This window comes from Pseudomonas parafulva, assembly GCF_002021815.1.
Lineage (GTDB): Bacteria > Pseudomonadota > Gammaproteobacteria > Pseudomonadales > Pseudomonadaceae > Aquipseudomonas > Aquipseudomonas parafulva_B.
This window is the reverse complement of sequence record NZ_CP019952.1, coordinates 2,681,778-2,699,443: the sequence shown is the minus strand read 5'-3', so window position 1 is coordinate 2,699,443 and position 17,666 is coordinate 2,681,778. Positions and strand designations below refer to the sequence as shown.

Here is a 17,666-nt window from a genome sequence, read left to right as displayed (position 1 = left end):
GAACGCTCATCGACTTCCTGCATGGATGGGGCTAGCCTCGTGCCAATCTGCCCAGCCTGGATCGAACAACGTCCTATGCCTGCCCTTTTTTCCGACTTGCCGTCCCTTGGCGCCCTGCGGGTATTCGAGGTCGTGGCACGGCACCTCAATTTTCGCCTGGCTGCTGCAGAGCTGGGGGTTACCCAGGCTGCCGTGGCTCAGCAGATTCGGGGGTTGGAGCGCGCCTTGGAGGTACGCTTGTTCGAACGCCTGCCCCGAGGCCTGGCATTGACCGACGCTGGCCGGGGGTATAGCGAAACCGTGCGCACTGCGATGGGCATGCTCAATGAGGCGACGCGCCGGCTGCGACCTGCGCCTTCCCATATCACTGTCAGCGTGACTCCTACCTTCGCAGCCAAGTGGCTGATACCCAGGCTCGGCGGACTGGCCGAGCGCCACCCGACATTGGATGTGCGAATACTGGCCACCGATCGGCTGTCGCATTTTCATACCGACGGCGTCGACCTTGCCGTGCGCTACGGGCGCCCGCCTTTTGGGCCAGGGCTTGAGCAGGCACTGTTGATGGCCTCGGACATCATCGCGGTGGCGAGCCCCTCCCTGGTAGCGGCGCTTGGCCCGCCTGAAGACTTCGCAAGCCTGGAGCGCTATGTGGCCCTGAGTGATGCTCATGATTGGTGGCCGTCTTACCGTGCGCAGGTCTATCCCGGTCACCCCGCCGTCTGTGCAAGGTCTGTCCAGTTCAACCAGACGTCGCTTGCCATCGACGCGGCCATTGGCGGGCAGGGCATTGCGCTGGCGGAACGCGCCTTCGTTGCGCAGGACATCGACGCCGAGCGCCTGGTCCAGGTCGCCGAATCGCACCTGCGCCCAGACAAGGCGTTCTACCTGGTATGGCCCCGCAAAGGGCGAGAGACGCAGCTGCTGCAGTGGGTCATCGACTGGCTCAGGTCTGATGCCGGTGATAGCAAAACTACTGGCTAACGCATTGGCAGCTGTCTCCCTCGCTTTTCTGCCATTTGGTAGCCTGAGCCCTGTACCTACTCGATGACCCATCACAGGAGGCAGCATGACAATCGAAAAGGTTGCAATCATCACCGCAGGCGGTAGTGGCATGGGCGCGGCGGCAGCCAGGCGCCTGGCCGCCGATGGTTACAAGGTCGCGATTCTTTCCTCCTCTGGCAAGGGCGAGGCCTTGGCCAGGACGCTGGGCGGGCTGGGCGTGACAGGTAGCAACCAATGCACGGAGGACCTTGAGCGCTTGGTCAACAAGGTCATGCAGCAGTGGGGCCGCATCGACGTGCTGGTCAACAGCGCGGGCCACGGACCTCGGGGGCCGGTGCTGGACCTGACCGACGCCGACTGGCATGCCGGCATGGACACCTACCTGCTCAACGTCATCCGGCCCACACGCCTGGTCACACCAGTGATGCAGCGCCAGGGCGGCGGGGTCATCGTGAATATTTCCAGTGCCTGGGCCTTCGAACCCAGCGATTTGTTTCCCACATCCGCCGTGATGCGTGCCGGACTGGCTGCGTTCAGCAAACTCTTCGCGGACACTTACGCACGTGACAATGTGCGCATGAACAACGTGCTGCCGGGTTGGATCGACAGCTTGCCGGCCACCGAGCAGCGTCGCGACAGCGTGCCGCTCAAGCGCTATGGCAGTAGCGACGAAATCGCCGCCACGGTCGCGTTTCTGGCCAGTGATGGCGCCGCCTACATCACCGGGCAGAATATCCGGGTCGACGGGGGCCTGACCCGAAGCGTCTGAGTTGAACGATGCGCTCAAGCCAGGCTCACAACCCCAAAGGGTTTCTCAGGAGCAGTGTGATGAGTATCGAACGCAGTATCCCTGAACTTGCGGCCTGGTACGCTCAGTACGACGACATCAGCTACCGCCGTGAGTCGCCCGATGCCTACCACCACGAACTGGTGCGTACCGCCGAAGCGTTGCGTGACGATGGCATCATCGATTGGGACGATTGGCTGGCGCTCAAGGCCTTGGCCGACCAGGCGCACGTGCATGCCCTGGAAGATGCCGTGCACGCCCATGTGATCGACCCTGACACATGAAAGCGCTGAGGATCGCCACGTTCAACATCAACGGCATTCGCAGCCGACTGCCAGCACTGCTGGCCTGGCTCGAACGTGAAAAGCCCGATGTGGTCTGCCTTCAGGAGCTCAAGGCACCCGACCAACAGTTCCCGGGTGAGGCCCTGGAGGCCGCTGGCTACGGTTGCCTGCACCTGGGCCAGCCTGCCTGGAACGGGGTGGCGATCCTGGCGCGCGACAGCGAGCCGCTCGAGGTACGGCGAGGCTTGCCGGGCATGGAGGACGACACCCAGAGCCGCTACTTGGAGGCAGCGGTACAGGGTGTGTTGGTCGGGTGTTTGTACCTGCCCAATGGCAACCCGCAACCAGGGCCGAAGTTCGACTACAAGCTGCGTTGGTTCGAGTGCCTGATCGAGCATGCCCGGCAGTTGCAGGGCAGTGGTCACCCCACCGTCCTGGCTGGGGACTTCAACGTCGTGCCCACGGACCTTGATATCTACGACCCCAAGTCCTGGCGCAAGGATGCACTGCTGCAACCCGAATCGCGCGATTGCTTCGAGCGCTTGCTGGCCAACGGCTGGATCGACGCCATCCGGCACCTGCATCCGCAACAACAGGTATTTACGTTCTGGGACTACTTCCGCAACCACTGGGCACGTAATGCGGGCCTGCGCATAGACCACTTGCTGCTCAACCGGGATTTGGCGCCATACCTCAAGCGTGCGGGCGTCGATGCCTGGGTGCGCAATGAACCCAAGGCCAGTGACCATGCTCCGACCTGGATCGAGCTGGGGAGTCGGCGTAGCCGCAAGTCAGCTTGAGCCAGTTAGTCAGGATGGGTGCTGTCCCTATCTCTGGGCTATGAGGTTTCGAGTGGGAGCGGCCCTTGTGCCGCGACGGGGCGCGAAGCGGCCCCAGGATTTCAGCTTTGCCGCTGACGTTGCCGGGGCCGCTTCGCGGCCCGTCGCGGCACAAGGGCCGCTCCGACGAGGAGATTGCTAGCTTGGGGACGTAATCACGTCATCTACGTATTCGACTTCATGATCGACGTAAACACGCATGAGCCTACTTGATGCTTTCTCTTAGCATGACTAATACTAAGGAACGGCCGATGAGGGATGATCATGCAGATGCGCTTCGTTGTGGTTCCAGCTGTACCGCAAACCAAAGAATGGCTGCCACGGCGACTCGGCTTTCTATCTTCGTTGGGGGAGGGCTACGACCTGTACGACACTCAGGACAAGGTCAGGCTGAGTCTAAACCTGCCGACTCGCGCACAAGCTGAATACGAGTGCAGCTGTCGTAACGGCTGCGAAGTGGCCGATGACCTGACCAGAAGCGGCTGAGGGCATGCCCGGGCCGATCAAGCCAGGTAGTCGTTGAAGAACTCCAGCGTGGCCAGGTTCTTGTCCTTGCATTCGAACATGATGTCGAACCTGTCCAGAAACTGCAGTGCGTAGCGGTTCGTCCAGCGGTTCCACATGCGAGCGCTGTGGGCATACAGGTCGCGTTTGTTCACCTGTTCCAGCAACTCATCGATCACCAGCTTGCGATCAGGGTCGAAACCCAGCGCCTGCAGATGTTCCGGGGGCTGAGAATAGTGCATGGTCGGGCGTACCTCTCGCCAGCTCTCGATCACCCGCTCCACTCGCCCATCGTTCGGGTCGATGTAGTCACCCTCATGGATCCAGCAATGGTGGATATCCAGCACCACCGGCGCCAGGTCCGCCAGCGCCAGACAGTCGTCGAGCCCATAGGTCTTCTCGTCGTTCTCGAAGGTGATCACGTTGCGGGCCACATCGGACAGGCGCGGCCATACGGTGCGAATACCCGCACCGCCCAGCCGGCCGGCAATGTGCACATTGCATTTGAAGTCCTGGAAGACCTGTCCGTAGCCCATCATGCGGATCATGTCGGCATGGTATTCGAACTCGGCCAAGCTGTTGTCCACCACATCGGGGCGGTCTGAGCCCAGCACGCAATACTGCCCAGGGTGAAACGACAGGCGTATCTCCCGGGCGCGTGCGAAAGCGCCGATGGCGGCGAAACGTTCGGTCATCAGCGCTTGGAAATCCGCCTCGCGGTACACGTGGGCCACGCTAGGGTGGCTGTACAGCGGTAGCAGGTCGCTGCTCAGGCGCAGCATGCGCAGCGCCTGGGGCAGCTGGGCCACGTAGTCGAGCAAGCGCAGCTGGGCCTGGAGATTGTGTTCAACCAGTTCCAGCAACTTGTTCCGGGCCGCCTCGCGGGAGGCGCCCGAGACCCAGCGCAGCGTCGTGCTGCGCGGGTTGAACGTCCGCTCGATGGTCTCCAGCTCCTTGACCGACAAGCTGCGGTGGGGGTGCCGGTACATGCAGGCGAAACCCAGGCGTGGCATGCAAATACTCCAGAGGGCTGGGCCCGTTTACAGCAGTTTGTCCAAGGTGATCGGGAACTCGCGTACCCGCTTGCCCGTGGCATGGTAAATGGCATTGGCCACGGCCGCGGCTACCCCCACCACGCCAATCTCGCCTACCCCTTTGGAACCCAGTTCGTTGACGACATCATCATGCTCTTCGACGAAGATCACCTCGATATCGCCAATGTCGGCGTTCACCGGTATGTGGTACTCGGCCAGATTGTGGTTGAGGATGCGGCCCAGTGCATGGTCGGTCTGGGTTTCTTCGTGTAGTGCCATGCCGATGCCCCACACCACGCCCCCCAGAATCTGGCTGCGCGCTGTCTTGGGGTTGACGACCCTGCCTGCCGCCACCGCACTGACTACGCGGTTGACGCGTACGGTGCCCAGGTCTTCGTCCACCGATACCTCGACGAACACCGCCGAATGGGTGGCGGTGGAGTAGGGCTTGCGCTTGTCGTCAGGGCCTGCCTCGACCTGCACCTCGAAGCAGGCTTGCTGGGCACTGGGCAGCAGGTCGGCAAGGGCGAAGCAATGCTCACCGGCGCTCACCTGGCCACCTGCAATCACGAACGCGGAATCGTCCAGGCTGGCCAGGCTCGGGAGCTGTTGCCTGGCCTGCTCGACAACCTGCTTGCGCAGCTCCAGGCAAGCTTTGCGTACGGCAGAGCCGACGGAAGACACGGTGAATGACCCGCCTTGCAAAGGCGCCTTGGGCAAGGAGGAATCGCCCAGCAGGAACGTCACATCGGCCATGTCGAGGCCCGCGGCGTCGGCAGCGATCTGCGTCATGACGGTATAGGTGCCAGTGCCAATGTCGGTGGTGGCACTGCTGACGGTCAGGTGCCCGTCGCAGCCCAGGCGCGCCTTGGCGCTGGCTTGCATTTGCATGGCTTCCCATACACCACCGGCCATGCCCCAGCCTATGCGCTGGTTACCGTCACGCATCGAGCCGGGCGTAGCCTGACGCTTGTGCCAACCGAAACGCTCGGCCCCTTGCGCGTAACAGGCCAGCAGTTCTTTGCTCGAGTAAGGTTTGCCCTCGTTGCCGTTGTGGCTGGCAAAGTTGCGTCGCCGTAACTCGACCGGGTCCAGCCCGGCTGCGCAGGCCAACTCGTCCATGGCGCACTCCAGCGCCAGCACGCCTGAACCTGCACCCGGCGCGCGCATGTCCAACGGGGTGTAGACGTCCAATGGCGCAAGGCGGTAACTCAACGCAACGTTGTCGCACTGGTACAGCATGCCGCTCCACTCGACGACGTGTTCGGCAAAATCTTCAAAACGTGACGTCTGGCCAATGGCGTCGTGACCAATGGCAGACAGGCGGCCTTGTGCATCGGCCGCCAGGCGCAGGCGCTGCTGTGTGCGTGGTCGGTAGCCAAAGGTAAACATCTGCTGGCGGGTCAAGGTCACGCGAACCGAGCGCATCAGGTGCAGGGCAGCCATGACCGCCAGAGGCAGCTGATACTGTGGACGCAGGCCCGAACCGAAGGCACCGCCGACGAAGGCTGCCTTGACGCGCAATTTTTCCTTGGGCAGGCCAAAGACGTTGTGCACGTATTCCTGGCAATTCTGCGTGCCCTGGGTTTTGTCATGAATGACCAGGCTACCGTCGAGTTGGTAGCACACGGTGGAGGCATGGGGCTCCATCGGGTTGTGGTGCTCGTTGGCCGTCCAGTAGGTAGCGTCCACGCGGGTAGGGGCACTGGCGTACTGGCCTGGGAAATCTCCACGGGGCTCAGGCGTTTCAGCCGGCGCATCGTGCGCTTGACCCAGCACCTTCTCAAGGTCGGACTCATGGCTTTCCTGGCTGTAGTGGATCTCGACCAGCGAACCTGCATGACGGGCGATTTCCAGCGTCTGTGCTACGACCAGTGCAACGGGCTGGCCGCTGTAGAACACGCGGTCGTTGAACAACGGTCTGAAGGGCGAGCCCTCGGCTGCATCATCGTCGCTGTAGTCATCGTCGTAGCTGGAAATACGCGGACGGTTGATGTGGTCCAGCACCGCCACCACGCCTGGTACCTGCAGCGCTTTCTCGCTGTTGACCTTGACCACCCGGCCACGGGCGATGGTGCTGGAAACGACGCTGCCGTGCAGCAGGCCTTCTTCCGGGTAATCGGCGGCATAGCGCGCCTGCCCAGTGACCTTGGCCGCGCCGTCGACGCGGTCCGCTGGGGTTCCTACTACTTTGCTCATTGTGCGTCCCCCTCGAGGCTGCCGCCGGCGGCGGCCTCGTTCAATGCCCGAATGATGGCTTGTTGAGCCAGCTGCACCTTGAAGCCGTTCTGGCTCAGGGGCTGTGCCCCTTGCAGCAGGGCAGTGGCCGCTTGGGTGAACAGCTCGGTGCTGGGCGCCTGGCCGTGCAGCGTGGCTTCCACAGCTTCGTTGCGCCATGGCTTGTGGGCCACGCCACCCAGGGCGATGCGGGCCTCTTGAATTAACCCGTTTTCGATGCGCAGGGCAGCGGCAACCGAGACCAGCGCGAAGGCGTAGGAGGCTCGATCACGCACCTTCACATAGCGGAAATGTTCGGCAAAGCCTTGGTCGGGCAGCTCGATGGCGGTAATCAGTTCATCAGGCGCCAAGTGGTTGTCATGCTGCGGCGTATCGCCGGGCAGACGATGGAAATCGGCGAACGGAATCTGGCGTTTGTCGGCAGGCCCTTGCACATGCACCACGGCCTTCAGGGCAGCCAGTGCCACGCACATGTCCGAAGGATGAGTCGCCACGCACGCCTCGCTGGCGCCGAGAATCGCATGAATGCGATTCAAGCCGCTGCGTGCTGGGCAACCGCTGCCGGGTTCACGTTTGTTGCAAGGCGTACCGGTGTCGTAGAAGTAGTAGCAGCGCGTACGTTGCAACAGGTTGCCGCCGGTGCTTGCCATGTTGCGCAGCTGCGGCGATGCACCGGCCAGGATCGCTTGCGACAGCAATGGGTAGCGCTGGCGGATGAGCGGGTCCCACGCCAGGTCCGCGTTGCTGACCAATGCGCCGATCACCACACCGCCCGCGTCGCTGGGTTCGATGCGGTTGAGTTCCAGCCCTGTGATGTCAATCAGTCGCTCGGGCCGCTCGACATTTTCCTTCATCAAGTCGACCAGGTTGGTCCCGCCTGCAATGAAGCGCGAGGACCCATCGGTCAGGCGCAGCGCCTCTTCCACCGAGGCCGGCTTGTGGTAGCTGAAAGGGGTCATGTGCGCGCCCTCTTGATCAGCGGCAGGGCCTGCTCGACGGCGGCTACGATGTTGCTGTAGGCGCCGCAGCGGCACAGGTTGCCGCTCATCTGCTCGCGGATGTCGGCACGGGTATGGGCGTGTCCTTCATTGGCCAGGCCCACGGCCGAGCAGATCTGGCCAGGTGTGCAGTAACCGCACTGGAAGGCATCCTGGCTGATGAATGCCTGCTGCATGGGGTGCAGTTGGTCACCCTCGGCCAAGCCTTCGATGGTGACGAGGTCGGCACCTTCGCACATCACCGCCAGGGTCAGGCAAGCGTTCACCCGGCGGCCATCGCGCAGCACGGTACAGGCCCCGCATTGGCCATGGTCGCAACCTTTCTTGGTGCCCACCAGGTCCAGCTGCTCACGCAGCAAGTCGAGCAGGGTGGTCCAGGGTTGTACCGTCAGGGCCTGGGGTTGGCCATTGAGGGTGAAGTTCAGGGTCTGCTGTGCAGTGCCCTGTTCAGGGAGTGCAGTCATGGTAGGTCCTCACGGTTCGATTGCGCACAGTGGGCTGTGTCTATGGAGTGCGACTGGTCAAGCGCCCGGAACGTTCATCCCAAGCGCCAGGCCCTTGTCATTTCTTGGCAGGCAGTACCGCGCTAAGCACCTGCTTGGCGGTCTGCACGATCACGCCGGCCTCATCCGGGTCACCCTTGAGCAAGGTGGTTGCGAACTTCCTGGCCTGCTCGAGTTTCAGGTGCGGCGGCAGTGGCGCTACGTTGGGGTCAGTCTTGAACTCGATCAGCACCGGGCGATCAGCTGCCAGTGCGCGCTCCCAGGCGGGGGCGACATCTTCCTCGCGCTCGACGTAGACGCCCTCAAGACCAATCGAGATGGCGAACAAGTGATAAGGCACGTCGGGTATCGATTGAGAGGCTTCGAACTTCGGATCGCCCTCCATCACGCGCTGCTCCCAGGTCACCTGATTGAGGTCTTCGTTGTTGAACACCGCGCAGATCCACGTGGGGCTTTCCCACTGCTGCCAGTATTTGGCCACGGTGATCAGTTCGGCGAGGTTGTTCATCTGCATGGCGCCGTCGCCCACCAGGGCGATCACTGGCCGGGTCGGGTGGGCGAACTTGGCAGCAATGGCGTAAGGTACGGCCGCGCCCATGCAGGCCAGGCCGCCCGACAAGGAGCACTGCATCCCCTCACGGATCATCAGGTCGCGGGCGTACCAGTTGGCACACGAACCCGAATCACTGGATATGATCGCCAGATCTGGCAGGCGCGGGGATAGCTCGTGCACCACTCGCTGCGGGTTGATCGGGTCGGCCTTGACCAGCGCACGTTTGCTCAATGTCTTGTCCCAGCTTGCGCGCCATTTCTCGATTTTCTTGCGCCAGCTGTGGTCTGGACGCGTGTGCAGCAATGGAAGTAATGCCTGCAACGTCTGCGCGGCGTCACCGACCAGGTTCACCTCCATGGGATAGCGCAGGCTGAGCATGTCTGGCTGCAGGTCGATTTGAACGCCGCGCGCCTGACCTTCCTTGGGCAGAAATTCGGAATACGGGAAGCCAGAACCAATCATCAGCAACGTGTCGCATTCGGCCATCAGTTTATAACTCGGCTCGGTCCCCAGCAGGCCGATGGCGCCCGTTACCCACGGCAGTTCATCGGGCAGAACGCCTTTGCCAAGCAGGGCCTTGGCAACGCCGGCACCCAGTTGATCTGCCACGGCGGCTACCTCTTTGCTGGCCCCCAGCGCGCCGGCCCCGACCAGGATGGCGACCTTGCGCCCTGCGTTGAGCACATCGGCCGCGCGCTGCAAGTCGGCATCGAAGGGGACTACCTTAGGTTTGCTGTAACCAACGCCCGAATGCACGGTGCCATGGGCACGGGGCGGGTCTTCGTAGGGCAGGTCCTGCAGGTCGTTGGGCAGGATCACGGCCGTCACGCGTCGCTCTCCAACGGCTGTGCGTACGGCGCGGTCCACCAGATGACGTACCTGTTGCGGCGTGGATGCCTGCTGCACAAACGCACCGGCGACGTCCTTGAACATCGAGACCAAGTCCAGCTCCTGCTGATAATGACCGCCCAAGGCGGCACGCGCTTGCTGGCCCACGATGGCTAGGACCGGCTGATGGTCCATGCGCGCGTCGTACAGGCCGGTGAGCAGGTGCGAGGCACCCGGCCCGGACGTGGCGATGCACACGCCCAACTCGCCGGTGAACTTGGCGTGGGCACTGGCCATGAAGGCGGCCATCTCTTCGTGCCGGGCCTGGATGAATTGGATCTTGCCGCCCGCGCGGTTCAGGGCGCCGAACACACCGTTGATTCCGTCGCCTGGATAACCAAAGATGCGGCGTACGCCCCATTGGTACAGCCGTTCGACCAGAAAATCGCCTACAGTGCCGCTCATCGTCTTCTCCTGCCGCGTCTCGGATAAGTTCTGGACTTGGCAGGGAAGACTAAAGTTTCAACGGACTTGAAGCGGTTCAGCTGACCGGGATAAATAGCCCTTGCAGATCAACCGTGCTTGCGCAGCGCTTCGATCAACTCGGCCTTGGTCATGGTCGAGCGGCCCTTGATGTCCTTGTTGCGCGCCTCCTTGAGCAGGCTCTCCTTGGTCTGGGATTCCAGCGAGGCTGAGCTGTTGCGCGGGTGTCCCTCGCGGGACTTGGCGGCTCGCTTGGCAGAGTCGCTGCGTGCAGTTTTCTTGTCGGTGCTGCTCGTCTTGCTACCGGAGCCACCTTTCTTGTCGCCCCCGCCGGATTGCTTGTTCACCGTGGCCCAGGCCCGCGCCTCGGCCTTGTCCTTGGGCAAACCCTTGTCCTCATAGCTTTGCTCGATGTGCTCGGCTTTGCGCTTTTGCTCTTGGGTGTACTTGTCCTTGTCGCCGCGTGCCATGGTGGTCGCTCCTCATTGGATGGGTATTAGGGTTGAAGGCCAGCACACGCTCGAGTGCCGATGGGCGGACGGACGGCAGGCCCTTTAATCGGCGGATTCCATCTGAGAGAGGGGGCGGGCGACGTGCTCCAGCGATCGGCGCTCTGCGGCTACCCCGTAAACGGCCTGGACGACTGCCGCTGCCAGCATGAGCGCAGCGCCGAGCAGGTACCCATACCAGACTTGGGTACGCTCGCCCGATTCGATCAAGGCACCGAACAACGTCGGCCCCACCATGCCACCCAGCCCCGTGCCGAATGCATAGAACACGGCAATGGCCAGGGCACGGATCTCCAGCGGGAAGGTTTCTGCCACCGTGAGGTAAGCAGAGCTGGCCGCGGCCGAGGCAAAGAAGAAGATGACCATCCACGCGATCGTTTGCTCGACGGCATTGATCATCCCCTGTTCGAACAGATAGCCGCTCAGGGTCAGCAATACGCCTGACAGGGCATAGGTGGTGCTGATCATGATGCGCCGCCCTAACACATCGAACAGCCGCCCGAGCAACAAGGGGCCACAGAAGTTGCCGAGCGCGAACGGCAGGACATACCAGCCAACGCTGGAGGAGGGCACATCGTAGAAGTCGGTCAGCACCAGGGCGTAGGTGAAGAAGATGGCGTTGTAAAAAAAGGCCTGCGCCGTGAGCAGCGTCAGGCCTACCATGGCCCGGCGCCTGTGGACGACGAACAGGCTGTGAAATACCTCGGCCGAAGGCGTGTGGTGCCTGGCTCGCAATTGCAGGGGCGGGCTGTCAAGTGCAGGCAGTGCCAAGCCTTGATCGCGGCACCTGCGCTCGATGTCGGCCACAATGCGTTCAGCCGCCTCGGGTTGATTGTGGATCATCAGCCAGCGCGGGCTTTCCGGCACCCACAGCCGCATGAGCATGATCAGCAGGCCCAACGCAGCGCCAATGCCAAAGCATAGGCGCCATCCAAGATCACCGTGCGCCATCGAAGGGTTCAGCAGCACGATGGCACCCACTGCACCCAGCGCAGCGCCTAGCCAGAACGTACCGTTGATGGTCAGGTCGACCCAGCCACGGTAGCGCGCTGGAGTGAACTCCTGGATGGTTGAGTTGATAGCGGTATATTCCCCACCGATGCCCGCGCCTGTGAGAAAGCGAAAGACCATGAAGCTCCACAGGTTCCAGGAAAATGCCGTGGCAGCGGTGGCGCCGATGTAGAGCGCCAGGGTGATGAAAAACAGCTTGCGCCGACCCAGGCGGTCGGTCAGCCAGCCGAAAAAGAGCGCGCCGAGCACTGCCCCGGCGATATAGATGGCACCAGCCAGGCCGACATCGCGGTTGCTCATGGCCAGGGCAGGGCTGTCCTTCAAGGCGCCGGCCAACGACCCGGCAAGGGTGACTTCCAGACCGTCCAGTAGCCAGGTGATGCCAAGCGCTACCACCAGCAACGTGTGAAATCGTGTCCATGGCAGTCGATCGAGGCGGGCGGGGATATCCGTGTCGTAGAAGCGCTGGTCGTGACTACTGGCGTGTGTGTGGTGTCTGGATTCAGTCGCCACGTCAGCCTCAAGTCTGTTGTAGCTGTCGTTTGAAGGAAGGGCTGCACAGCAGCCCTTGTATTCCACGTGTCAGGCTTGGTTAGCCATAGCGCGAGTCACATGCACCGGATGATCAGCTGCCACCACCCGAGCCGCCTGCGCCGCCGGCACCGCTACCTGAGCCGCCGCTCCCGGTCCCGCTGCCCATGCCGGTACCGCCGCTGCCGCCCATGTCGCCTCTACCGCCCATGTCGCCACTCCCGGTGCCGCCCATGCCCGAGCCGCTCCCGGTGCCGCCGGCGCCCGTGTTCGCCCCATTACCGGTACCGGTACCCGAGCCGGGAGCAGTGCCATCGCCCCCCGTGGCGTCGGTGCCGTTGCTGCCGGTGCCGCTTCCGGTGCCCATGCCATCGCCCGGGGTGCCAGAACCGGTGGCGCCGCTGTTGCCATTCATGGTGCCGTGATCGCCCGATTGCATGCTGGGGGTGTGTTGATCATTCATGTTGGTTGCTGCCATGACCACCGGCGCAGATGCGCCCAGGCAGAGCGCAAGCAGCAGGGAGGAAGGTTTTAGCATTGTCATGATGAAGCTCCTTTTATGAGGTGTCCTCGTAGTGTTCGTCAGGTTGGACTGCCGGCCGTGCCCGGTAATCGACGAACGGGCTTAGCTGAGCCCGTAACTACTGGCACGACAGTCATTTGTCCGCCTTCGTCCTGAGTGCACCTCAACATTGCGACAAGCTCAAGGGTCCCAAACGCTCGACCAACAGTACTTCGCGCAATTCGTCAGGCTGGAGTGAATTGCTTTGACCAGCCGCCGTTTGCTGCGGGTCACCCATGAACACAGACCAACCTGTGTGAACACATAAGAGGTGAACGTCATGGCTAGCAATGACAACAAGCATGCAAACCAAGACGGCAGCTCTAATACCAACCCAGGCAACTTCGCTAATGATCCGCAGAAAGCCGCCGAGGCGGGCCGCGAAGACGGCAAGAACAGCCACGGCGGTGGCCGCTCGAGCGATGAGAATCGTTGATCAACGTTGAACCGGCCGAGGCAGTGACCGCTGCCCCGGCACGATGGTGAGGATTTACCGATGTTCATGCACAACAAACGTCTGCAGTACACCGTCCGTGTCTCCCAGCCCAACCCTGGCCTTGCGAACCTGTTGCTCGAACAGTTTGGCGGGCCTCAGGGTGAGCTTGCCGCCGCGATGCGCTATTTCACCCAGGCCGTGACCGAGGATGACCCAGGGCGCAAGGACATGTTGTTCGATATCGCCACCGAAGAACTCAGCCACCTTGAGATCATCGGATCGATCGTGGTGATGCTCAACAAAGGTGCCAAAGGCCGTCTGGCCGAAGGGGTGGAAGCCGAGGGTGAACTGTATCGATCACTCACCGGCGCGGGTAACGACTCGCATGTCACCAGCCTTTTGTATGGGGGTGGCGCTGCGCTGGTGAACTCTGGTGGCATTCCCTGGACCGCTGCCTACATCGACACCATTGGAGAGCCGACGGCAGATCTGCGCTCGAACATTGCCGCCGAGGCCCGCGCCAAGATCGTGTATGAGCGTCTGATCAACGTGACCGATGACCCCGGCATCAAGGATGCGCTCTGTTTTCTGATGAGCCGAGAAATTGCCCATCAGATGTCTTTCGAGAAAGCGCTGCATTCCATCCAACCTAACTTCCCGCAGGGCAAAATGCCGGGTGATCCCGAGTTCAACCGCACCTACTTCAACATGTCCCACGGCGGGGAGGTGCGCGGCTCATGGAACGAAGGCCAGGATTGGGTCTACGTGGATCAGCCGCAACCGGCCGTCGATGGCGGTAATGGTATGGCGTCGGTGGAGCTCGATGGGGCCAGTGCAGACGCAGTGGAGGCCATGAAGCTGAGAACCCAGTCCAATCCCGACCTGCAGCCAATGACCGGTGCCGAATTGGGCAAGGTCAATGGTGATGAGCCTATATGAACCGGCAGGGCAGCGGACCGTCGGGTCCGCTGCTACGTTCAAGCGTTACATGTCACGCGTTCACGCCCCCCGCATACCCATGTTGTCTCGCCCTTGCGCATGCACGTTCGCCTCCTGCGGCAACGCCGTGACCTTGATGGCCCGCACCGGTACGGCGAACTTGGCGCCGATTTTCGAGAACCGCTCAAGCAGTTTGAAGTTGATGGCCTGCTGGATGTCCATGTACAGGTTGTAGCCTGGGTCCTGCACGATGTAGACGCATTCGAACTCCAGCGCCTCCTTGCCGAAGCCACGCAAGTGCGCTCGGTCGAAGCGTGCTTGAGCTTGAGCCTTGATCGCTTCCTCGACGATCCCGGGCGCCTTCTTCACCGCCTCGGTAGGCGTATCGTAGGACAGACCAAATTCGAACACGATGCGACGTTCTTGCAGGCGCTTGTAGTTCTGGATGGTGCTGCTGATCATGCTGGCATTGGCCATGACGATCTGCTCACCGCCCAGGCTGCGGATGCGCGTGGTTTTCAGGCCAACATGCTCGACGGTGCCGGCCAGGGGGCCAATGACGATGAAGTCACCTACCTCGAACGGTTTGTCCACGGCGATGGACAGCGATGCGAACAGGTCACCCAGAATGTTCTGCACAGCCAGAGCGACCGCAATACCGCCCACACCCAAGCTGGCGACGAAGGCGGTGATGTTCACGCCCAGGTTCGACAGCATGGCCAGTAGCACGATCGACCACAACAGCACCCGCGCACCCCAGGCCGACAACGTGGCCAGGGCACTGCTCTGCTGGGAACCGTCCGGGTTGTGACGGGTGAAGTAGCGATCCAGGCCCAGGCCGATGGCACGGTTGGCCCACAGGCCGATCTGCAGCGCTGCGACGACGAACCAGAGGCTGCCAACCCGGCTCAACCAACGCTCCGGCAGGTCGAGCATGCTCAACCCCACCAGCAGCGAAGCCAGAAACAGCAGGGAGTTACTGGTGCCTGACAGGACCTTCTCCACCACATGGCTCAAGGCCCCGGAATGCGAGGACCAGTGCTTGACGCGCCGCTGTACGAAACTGATGGCTGCCCTGGCGACCAGGAACGTCATTACGGCCACAGTGACTGCGAGTAACAGGTTGAGAATGGAGATACCGAAGAACGTGGTATCGGTGAACAGTGTGATGATGCGATCGCTCATGAAGGCTTGCCTCCTCTAGCAAAGGTTTCGAGGTGTCAGGCGTCGAGCAAAACAATTGCCCTGCGAATGGTTATCAGATGATCCGTGCACGTCGATCAGATCCGTGCGCGTCGGTCAAAGATGAACTGTGCGGGTCGGGTAGGGGCCCGTGCGCGTGTAGGCCATTGATTGGTCCACGGTGGACAACAAGTGGGGCCCGGTCCAGCGATGCGCTGATGCGGCACATCATGGCTGCGGCGCGTCGTCTTCAAGCGGTGTGCCGGTACGTGCGGCCAGTGCACGGTATTCCTTGCGCAGCTCGCGCAGGGCCTTGCTGTCCATGGCCTCCAGGTCCAGCACCGAACGTTGCGCCGATTGAGTGGCGCGGATCAGCTCGTCGAGCTTGACGTGAATGATGTCGTTGTCTCGGTTCTGGGTGTTCTGGATCAGAAACACCATCAGGAAGGTGATGATAGTGGTCGAGGTGTTGATGATCAGTTGCCAGGTATCGTTGTAGTGGAACCATGGGCCGGAAACCGCCCACATGATGATGAGCACGATGGCCATCAAGAACGTGCTGGGGCGGCCGGCCTGGTTGGATAGCCACTGACAGAACTGCGCGAACTTCATCGGATCCCTCCTGGTGATTGCAGCGTTTCAGGTGACGCAATGTGCGCCGCCAAGTGTGTAAGGGTCAGCCGTCAGATTGCTCTTCGGGTGGTACCTGGCCTTCCGGCCATTCGGGAGCCGGTTCGGTGGGTTCCTGCTCAGGTGCTTCAATGGGATCGCCCGGATTGTGCGGTACGTTGTCCACATAGGGGTCTGGTTGAGTGGGGGCAGTCATGGTGGATTCCTCTTGGGATGTGCTGCGTTAGTGCCCAGCCCGTCGCCGGGTGTTCCATCGAATCTGCCAAGTGGAACGCCTGAACACTCAAGCGACTCCACCATCGAGTGAGGTCAAGGGGCTACTGAGATGATCTACCTAGGCTGTGCAGGCTGGAGCCTGCCCAAGGAGCATGCTCCGGCTTTTCCCGAAGCAGGCGGCCATCTGGAGCGCTACGCCGCGCGCCTGAGTGCTGTGGAAATCAACAGTTCGTTCTACCGGCCCCATCGCCCGCAGACCTATGCGCGCTGGGCCGCATCGACGCCTGAGGACTTTCGCTTCTCGGTCAAGGTGCCCAAGGCGATCACCCATGAAATGCGTCTGCAAGGGTGTGAGACGGCGCTGGACAGCTTTCTGGCCCAATGCGGGGAGTTGGGGGAGAAGCTGGGCTGCTTGCTCGTCCAGTTACCACCGTCGCTAGGGTTTGACGAGGCTGTCGTCAGGCGCTTTTTCGAAGCACTGCGGTGCAGGTTCGACAAGCCAGTAGTCGTCGAACCTCGGCATGAGACATGGCGTTCAGCCCAACCGCTGCTGATCGACCTTCAGGTAGGGCAGGTGGGGGCAAGCCCCTCCAGATTCGAGCTAGACGGCCAGCCCTCTGGCTGGTCAGGCATAGCGTATTGGCGGCTGCACGGCGTACCGGTGGTGTATCGGAGCGCTTATACCGATCAATGCCTACGGCAACTTGCCGTCCAATTGAAACGCGCCCATGCCCAAGGGGCGATCACTTGGTGCATCTTTGACAACACGGCCAGTGGCACCGCTGTCGGCGATGGGTTGTCGGTTCGCAGTTACCTGGGCTGAGCGAAGCGGATCAAACTTTTCCCCAGCGTTGCGCTCTGCTCATAAAGACACCCTGTTCACGTAGGAGATGCTCATGAAAGACACTCACACCCACACCGGCGACAAAGTTCCGCGTCCGATTTCTTCAGAGGAAGCGCAAAAAGGCGAGCAGTCACCTGATCCTGTGTTGGAACGCCCTGATCCGGCCACCGAGGCCATCGACAAGGCTATCACCCCGACTTCTATCAAGGAGCTGGAGGAGCAGACCCGGGCGATCGAGCAGCAGACTGAAAACGTGGAGAAGCGCTTGAATCGTTAAGCGATGGGGTCGTTTTGCTGCATGCGCTGTGCTTTCCTGAAATTCAAGCCAGCGACTTGTTGCTGCGATGGGCCGCAAAGCGGCCCCAAGATTTGAGCGCCGCCCTGATATTGCAGCTTCGCATCTTGAGTTCTCGGGGCAGGTCTGGCGCTCTGGCAAGACCGCTCACCCTTGGCAATGCGTTGCCTTGAGCAGACCCTGAGCAGCCCCACGTCAACCCGGCTCCATCATCGTATTCTTCTTCCATCCCCGCAGATTCATGACGCACAGCGTGAACTGCAGAATGATCAGCGCCCAAGCCTCGGCTTGCCAACCCCAGGCTGCCCATAACAGGTTGCTTGCAATGAAGCAGCAGAAGCCGACCTTGCGCCGGGCGGGTCGCTGCGAGCCTATGCACCATGCTGCCACTACCGTCAACACCATGGCCGGCCATTCCAGCCAATCGATCCAAGCCTCCATCGAACGGTCCTCGGTCC

At 61.8% G+C, this 17,666-nt stretch carries 21 protein-coding genes; 9 read left to right on the top strand and 12 right to left on the bottom strand.

Annotated features, from left to right (window positions below; translation table 11 throughout):
• Positions 1 to 75: 75 nt before the first annotated feature.
• From B2J77_RS12085 to B2J77_RS21660, 5 genes are all read left to right on the top strand, one after another.
• Complete coding sequence (locus B2J77_RS12085) at positions 76 to 981, top strand: LysR substrate-binding domain-containing protein (RefSeq protein ID WP_078478737.1); 906 nt, start codon at positions 76 to 78, stop codon at positions 979 to 981.
• Positions 982 to 1,066: 85 nt separating this feature from the next.
• Entirely contained in the window at positions 1,067 to 1,771 is a 705-nt protein-coding gene (locus tag B2J77_RS12080; protein WP_078478736.1) for an SDR family oxidoreductase, read from the top strand.
• A gap of 59 nt (positions 1,772 to 1,830) precedes the next feature.
• A complete protein-coding gene (locus B2J77_RS12075) occupies positions 1,831 to 2,073 on the top strand; it encodes a hypothetical protein (RefSeq protein WP_058637293.1) in 243 nt (80 codons plus the stop codon).
• Positions 2,070 to 2,873 carry an exodeoxyribonuclease III gene (xth, locus tag B2J77_RS12070; protein ID WP_058637292.1) on the top strand — a complete coding sequence of 268 codons (804 nt, stop codon included), beginning with the start codon at positions 2,070 to 2,072 and terminating at the stop codon, positions 2,871 to 2,873. Before B2J77_RS12075 ends, xth begins: the two co-directional genes overlap by 4 nt.
• Before the next feature lie 297 nt (positions 2,874 to 3,170).
• Positions 3,171 to 3,398 carry a hypothetical protein gene (locus B2J77_RS21660; RefSeq protein ID WP_078478735.1) on the top strand — a complete coding sequence of 76 codons (228 nt, stop codon included), beginning with the start codon at positions 3,171 to 3,173 and terminating at the stop codon, positions 3,396 to 3,398.
• 17 nt (positions 3,399 to 3,415) lie between these two features.
• On the opposite strand, the gene B2J77_RS12060 is transcribed toward B2J77_RS21660, so the two are convergent.
• The 8 genes from B2J77_RS12060 to B2J77_RS12025 all read right to left on the bottom strand — a co-directional run bounded on the left by B2J77_RS12060 (position 3,416) and on the right by B2J77_RS12025 (position 12,648).
• On the bottom strand, positions 3,416 to 4,429 hold the full coding sequence (locus B2J77_RS12060; protein WP_078478734.1) for a UV damage endonuclease UvsE: 1,014 nt from the start codon (positions 4,427 to 4,429) through the stop codon (positions 3,416 to 3,418).
• Between the two features lie 27 nt (positions 4,430 to 4,456).
• Complete coding sequence (locus B2J77_RS12055; RefSeq protein ID WP_058637289.1) at positions 4,457 to 6,649, bottom strand: xanthine dehydrogenase family protein molybdopterin-binding subunit; 2,193 nt, start codon at positions 6,647 to 6,649, stop codon at positions 4,457 to 4,459.
• Positions 6,646 to 7,647 carry an FAD binding domain-containing protein gene (locus B2J77_RS12050; protein WP_058637288.1) on the bottom strand — a complete coding sequence of 334 codons (1,002 nt, stop codon included), beginning with the start codon at positions 7,645 to 7,647 and terminating at the stop codon, positions 6,646 to 6,648. The genes B2J77_RS12055 and B2J77_RS12050 overlap by 4 nt, the downstream gene beginning before the upstream one ends.
• Entirely contained in the window at positions 7,644 to 8,150 is a 507-nt protein-coding gene (locus B2J77_RS12045; RefSeq protein ID WP_058603931.1) for a (2Fe-2S)-binding protein, read from the bottom strand. Before B2J77_RS12045 ends, B2J77_RS12050 begins: the two co-directional genes overlap by 4 nt.
• A gap of 97 nt (positions 8,151 to 8,247) precedes the next feature.
• Positions 8,248 to 10,035: a thiamine pyrophosphate-requiring protein gene (locus B2J77_RS12040; protein ID WP_078478733.1), complete on the bottom strand. Its 1,788-nt coding sequence runs from the start codon at positions 10,033 to 10,035 to the stop codon at positions 8,248 to 8,250.
• 107 nt (positions 10,036 to 10,142) lie between these two features.
• Positions 10,143 to 10,523 (bottom strand): termination factor Rho, encoded by a 381-nt coding sequence (locus B2J77_RS12035; RefSeq protein WP_078478732.1) that lies wholly within the window; start codon positions 10,521 to 10,523, stop codon positions 10,143 to 10,145.
• 84 nt (positions 10,524 to 10,607) lie between these two features.
• Complete coding sequence (locus B2J77_RS12030) at positions 10,608 to 12,086, bottom strand: MFS transporter (protein ID WP_078478731.1); 1,479 nt, start codon at positions 12,084 to 12,086, stop codon at positions 10,608 to 10,610.
• Between the two features lie 112 nt (positions 12,087 to 12,198).
• Positions 12,199 to 12,648, bottom strand: a complete 450-nt coding sequence (locus tag B2J77_RS12025) for a hypothetical protein (RefSeq protein WP_058637284.1) — start codon at positions 12,646 to 12,648, stop codon at positions 12,199 to 12,201.
• Between the two features lie 298 nt (positions 12,649 to 12,946).
• Between B2J77_RS12025 and B2J77_RS12020 the strand changes: the two genes are divergently transcribed.
• Positions 12,947 to 13,102, top strand: coding sequence for a general stress protein (locus tag B2J77_RS12020; protein WP_078478730.1), 156 nt, complete (start codon positions 12,947 to 12,949; stop codon positions 13,100 to 13,102).
• Between the two features lie 60 nt (positions 13,103 to 13,162).
• A complete protein-coding gene (locus B2J77_RS12015) occupies positions 13,163 to 14,041 on the top strand; it encodes a manganese catalase family protein (RefSeq protein ID WP_058637283.1) in 879 nt (292 codons plus the stop codon).
• A gap of 60 nt (positions 14,042 to 14,101) precedes the next feature.
• Here the strand turns inward: B2J77_RS12015 and B2J77_RS12010 are convergent, their stop codons facing one another.
• From B2J77_RS12010 to B2J77_RS21355, 3 genes are all read right to left on the bottom strand, one after another.
• Positions 14,102 to 15,226 carry a mechanosensitive ion channel family protein gene (locus B2J77_RS12010; RefSeq protein ID WP_058637282.1) on the bottom strand — a complete coding sequence of 375 codons (1,125 nt, stop codon included), beginning with the start codon at positions 15,224 to 15,226 and terminating at the stop codon, positions 14,102 to 14,104.
• Between the two features lie 225 nt (positions 15,227 to 15,451).
• Positions 15,452 to 15,835: a low affinity iron permease family protein gene (locus B2J77_RS12005; protein ID WP_058637281.1), complete on the bottom strand. Its 384-nt coding sequence runs from the start codon at positions 15,833 to 15,835 to the stop codon at positions 15,452 to 15,454.
• Between the two features lie 64 nt (positions 15,836 to 15,899).
• The gene (locus tag B2J77_RS21355; protein WP_153302510.1) at positions 15,900 to 16,049 is read right to left on the bottom strand and encodes a hypothetical protein; all 150 of its coding nucleotides are present in this window, start codon (positions 16,047 to 16,049) and stop codon (positions 15,900 to 15,902) included.
• A 129-nt stretch (positions 16,050 to 16,178) separates the two neighbouring features.
• Here B2J77_RS21355 and B2J77_RS12000 point away from each other — a divergent pair, with 129 nt between their 5' ends.
• Both B2J77_RS12000 and B2J77_RS11995 read left to right on the top strand, forming a co-directional pair.
• A complete protein-coding gene (locus B2J77_RS12000; protein WP_058637280.1) occupies positions 16,179 to 16,892 on the top strand; it encodes a DUF72 domain-containing protein in 714 nt (237 codons plus the stop codon).
• 73 nt (positions 16,893 to 16,965) lie between these two features.
• Positions 16,966 to 17,190 (top strand): hypothetical protein, encoded by a 225-nt coding sequence (locus B2J77_RS11995; RefSeq protein ID WP_058637279.1) that lies wholly within the window; start codon positions 16,966 to 16,968, stop codon positions 17,188 to 17,190.
• Between the two features lie 213 nt (positions 17,191 to 17,403).
• On the opposite strand, the gene B2J77_RS11985 is transcribed toward B2J77_RS11995, so the two are convergent.
• Positions 17,404 to 17,649 carry a hypothetical protein gene (locus B2J77_RS11985; protein ID WP_058637277.1) on the bottom strand — a complete coding sequence of 82 codons (246 nt, stop codon included), beginning with the start codon at positions 17,647 to 17,649 and terminating at the stop codon, positions 17,404 to 17,406.
• Positions 17,650 to 17,666 lie beyond the last annotated feature (17 nt).

Coding starts and splice junctions, on each gene's coding strand:
- B2J77_RS12085 (WP_078478737.1), top strand. CDS start 76: ATGCCTGCCCTTTTTTCCGACTTGCCGTCCCTTGGCGCCCTGCGGGTA.
- B2J77_RS12080 (WP_078478736.1), top strand. CDS start 1,067: ATGACAATCGAAAAGGTTGCAATCATCACCGCAGGCGGTAGTGGCATG.
- B2J77_RS12075 (WP_058637293.1), top strand. CDS start 1,831: ATGAGTATCGAACGCAGTATCCCTGAACTTGCGGCCTGGTACGCTCAG.
- xth (WP_058637292.1), top strand. CDS start 2,070: ATGAAAGCGCTGAGGATCGCCACGTTCAACATCAACGGCATTCGCAGC.
- B2J77_RS21660 (WP_078478735.1), top strand. CDS start 3,171: ATGATCATGCAGATGCGCTTCGTTGTGGTTCCAGCTGTACCGCAAACC.
- B2J77_RS12060 (WP_078478734.1), bottom strand. CDS start 4,429: ATGCCACGCCTGGGTTTCGCCTGCATGTACCGGCACCCCCACCGCAGC.
- B2J77_RS12055 (WP_058637289.1), bottom strand. CDS start 6,649: ATGAGCAAAGTAGTAGGAACCCCAGCGGACCGCGTCGACGGCGCGGCC.
- B2J77_RS12050 (WP_058637288.1), bottom strand. CDS start 7,647: ATGACCCCTTTCAGCTACCACAAGCCGGCCTCGGTGGAAGAGGCGCTG.
- B2J77_RS12045 (WP_058603931.1), bottom strand. CDS start 8,150: ATGACTGCACTCCCTGAACAGGGCACTGCACAGCAGACCCTGAACTTC.
- B2J77_RS12040 (WP_078478733.1), bottom strand. CDS start 10,035: ATGAGCGGCACTGTAGGCGATTTTCTGGTCGAACGGCTGTACCAATGG.
- B2J77_RS12035 (WP_078478732.1), bottom strand. CDS start 10,523: ATGGCACGCGGCGACAAGGACAAGTACACCCAAGAGCAAAAGCGCAAA.
- B2J77_RS12025 (WP_058637284.1), bottom strand. CDS start 12,648: ATGACAATGCTAAAACCTTCCTCCCTGCTGCTTGCGCTCTGCCTGGGC.
- B2J77_RS12020 (WP_078478730.1), top strand. CDS start 12,947: ATGGCTAGCAATGACAACAAGCATGCAAACCAAGACGGCAGCTCTAAT.
- B2J77_RS12015 (WP_058637283.1), top strand. CDS start 13,163: ATGTTCATGCACAACAAACGTCTGCAGTACACCGTCCGTGTCTCCCAG.
- B2J77_RS12010 (WP_058637282.1), bottom strand. CDS start 15,226: ATGAGCGATCGCATCATCACACTGTTCACCGATACCACGTTCTTCGGT.
- B2J77_RS12005 (WP_058637281.1), bottom strand. CDS start 15,835: ATGAAGTTCGCGCAGTTCTGTCAGTGGCTATCCAACCAGGCCGGCCGC.
- B2J77_RS21355 (WP_153302510.1), bottom strand. CDS start 16,049: ATGACTGCCCCCACTCAACCAGACCCCTATGTGGACAACGTACCGCAC.
- B2J77_RS12000 (WP_058637280.1), top strand. CDS start 16,179: ATGATCTACCTAGGCTGTGCAGGCTGGAGCCTGCCCAAGGAGCATGCT.
- B2J77_RS11995 (WP_058637279.1), top strand. CDS start 16,966: ATGAAAGACACTCACACCCACACCGGCGACAAAGTTCCGCGTCCGATT.
- B2J77_RS11985 (WP_058637277.1), bottom strand. CDS start 17,649: ATGGAGGCTTGGATCGATTGGCTGGAATGGCCGGCCATGGTGTTGACG.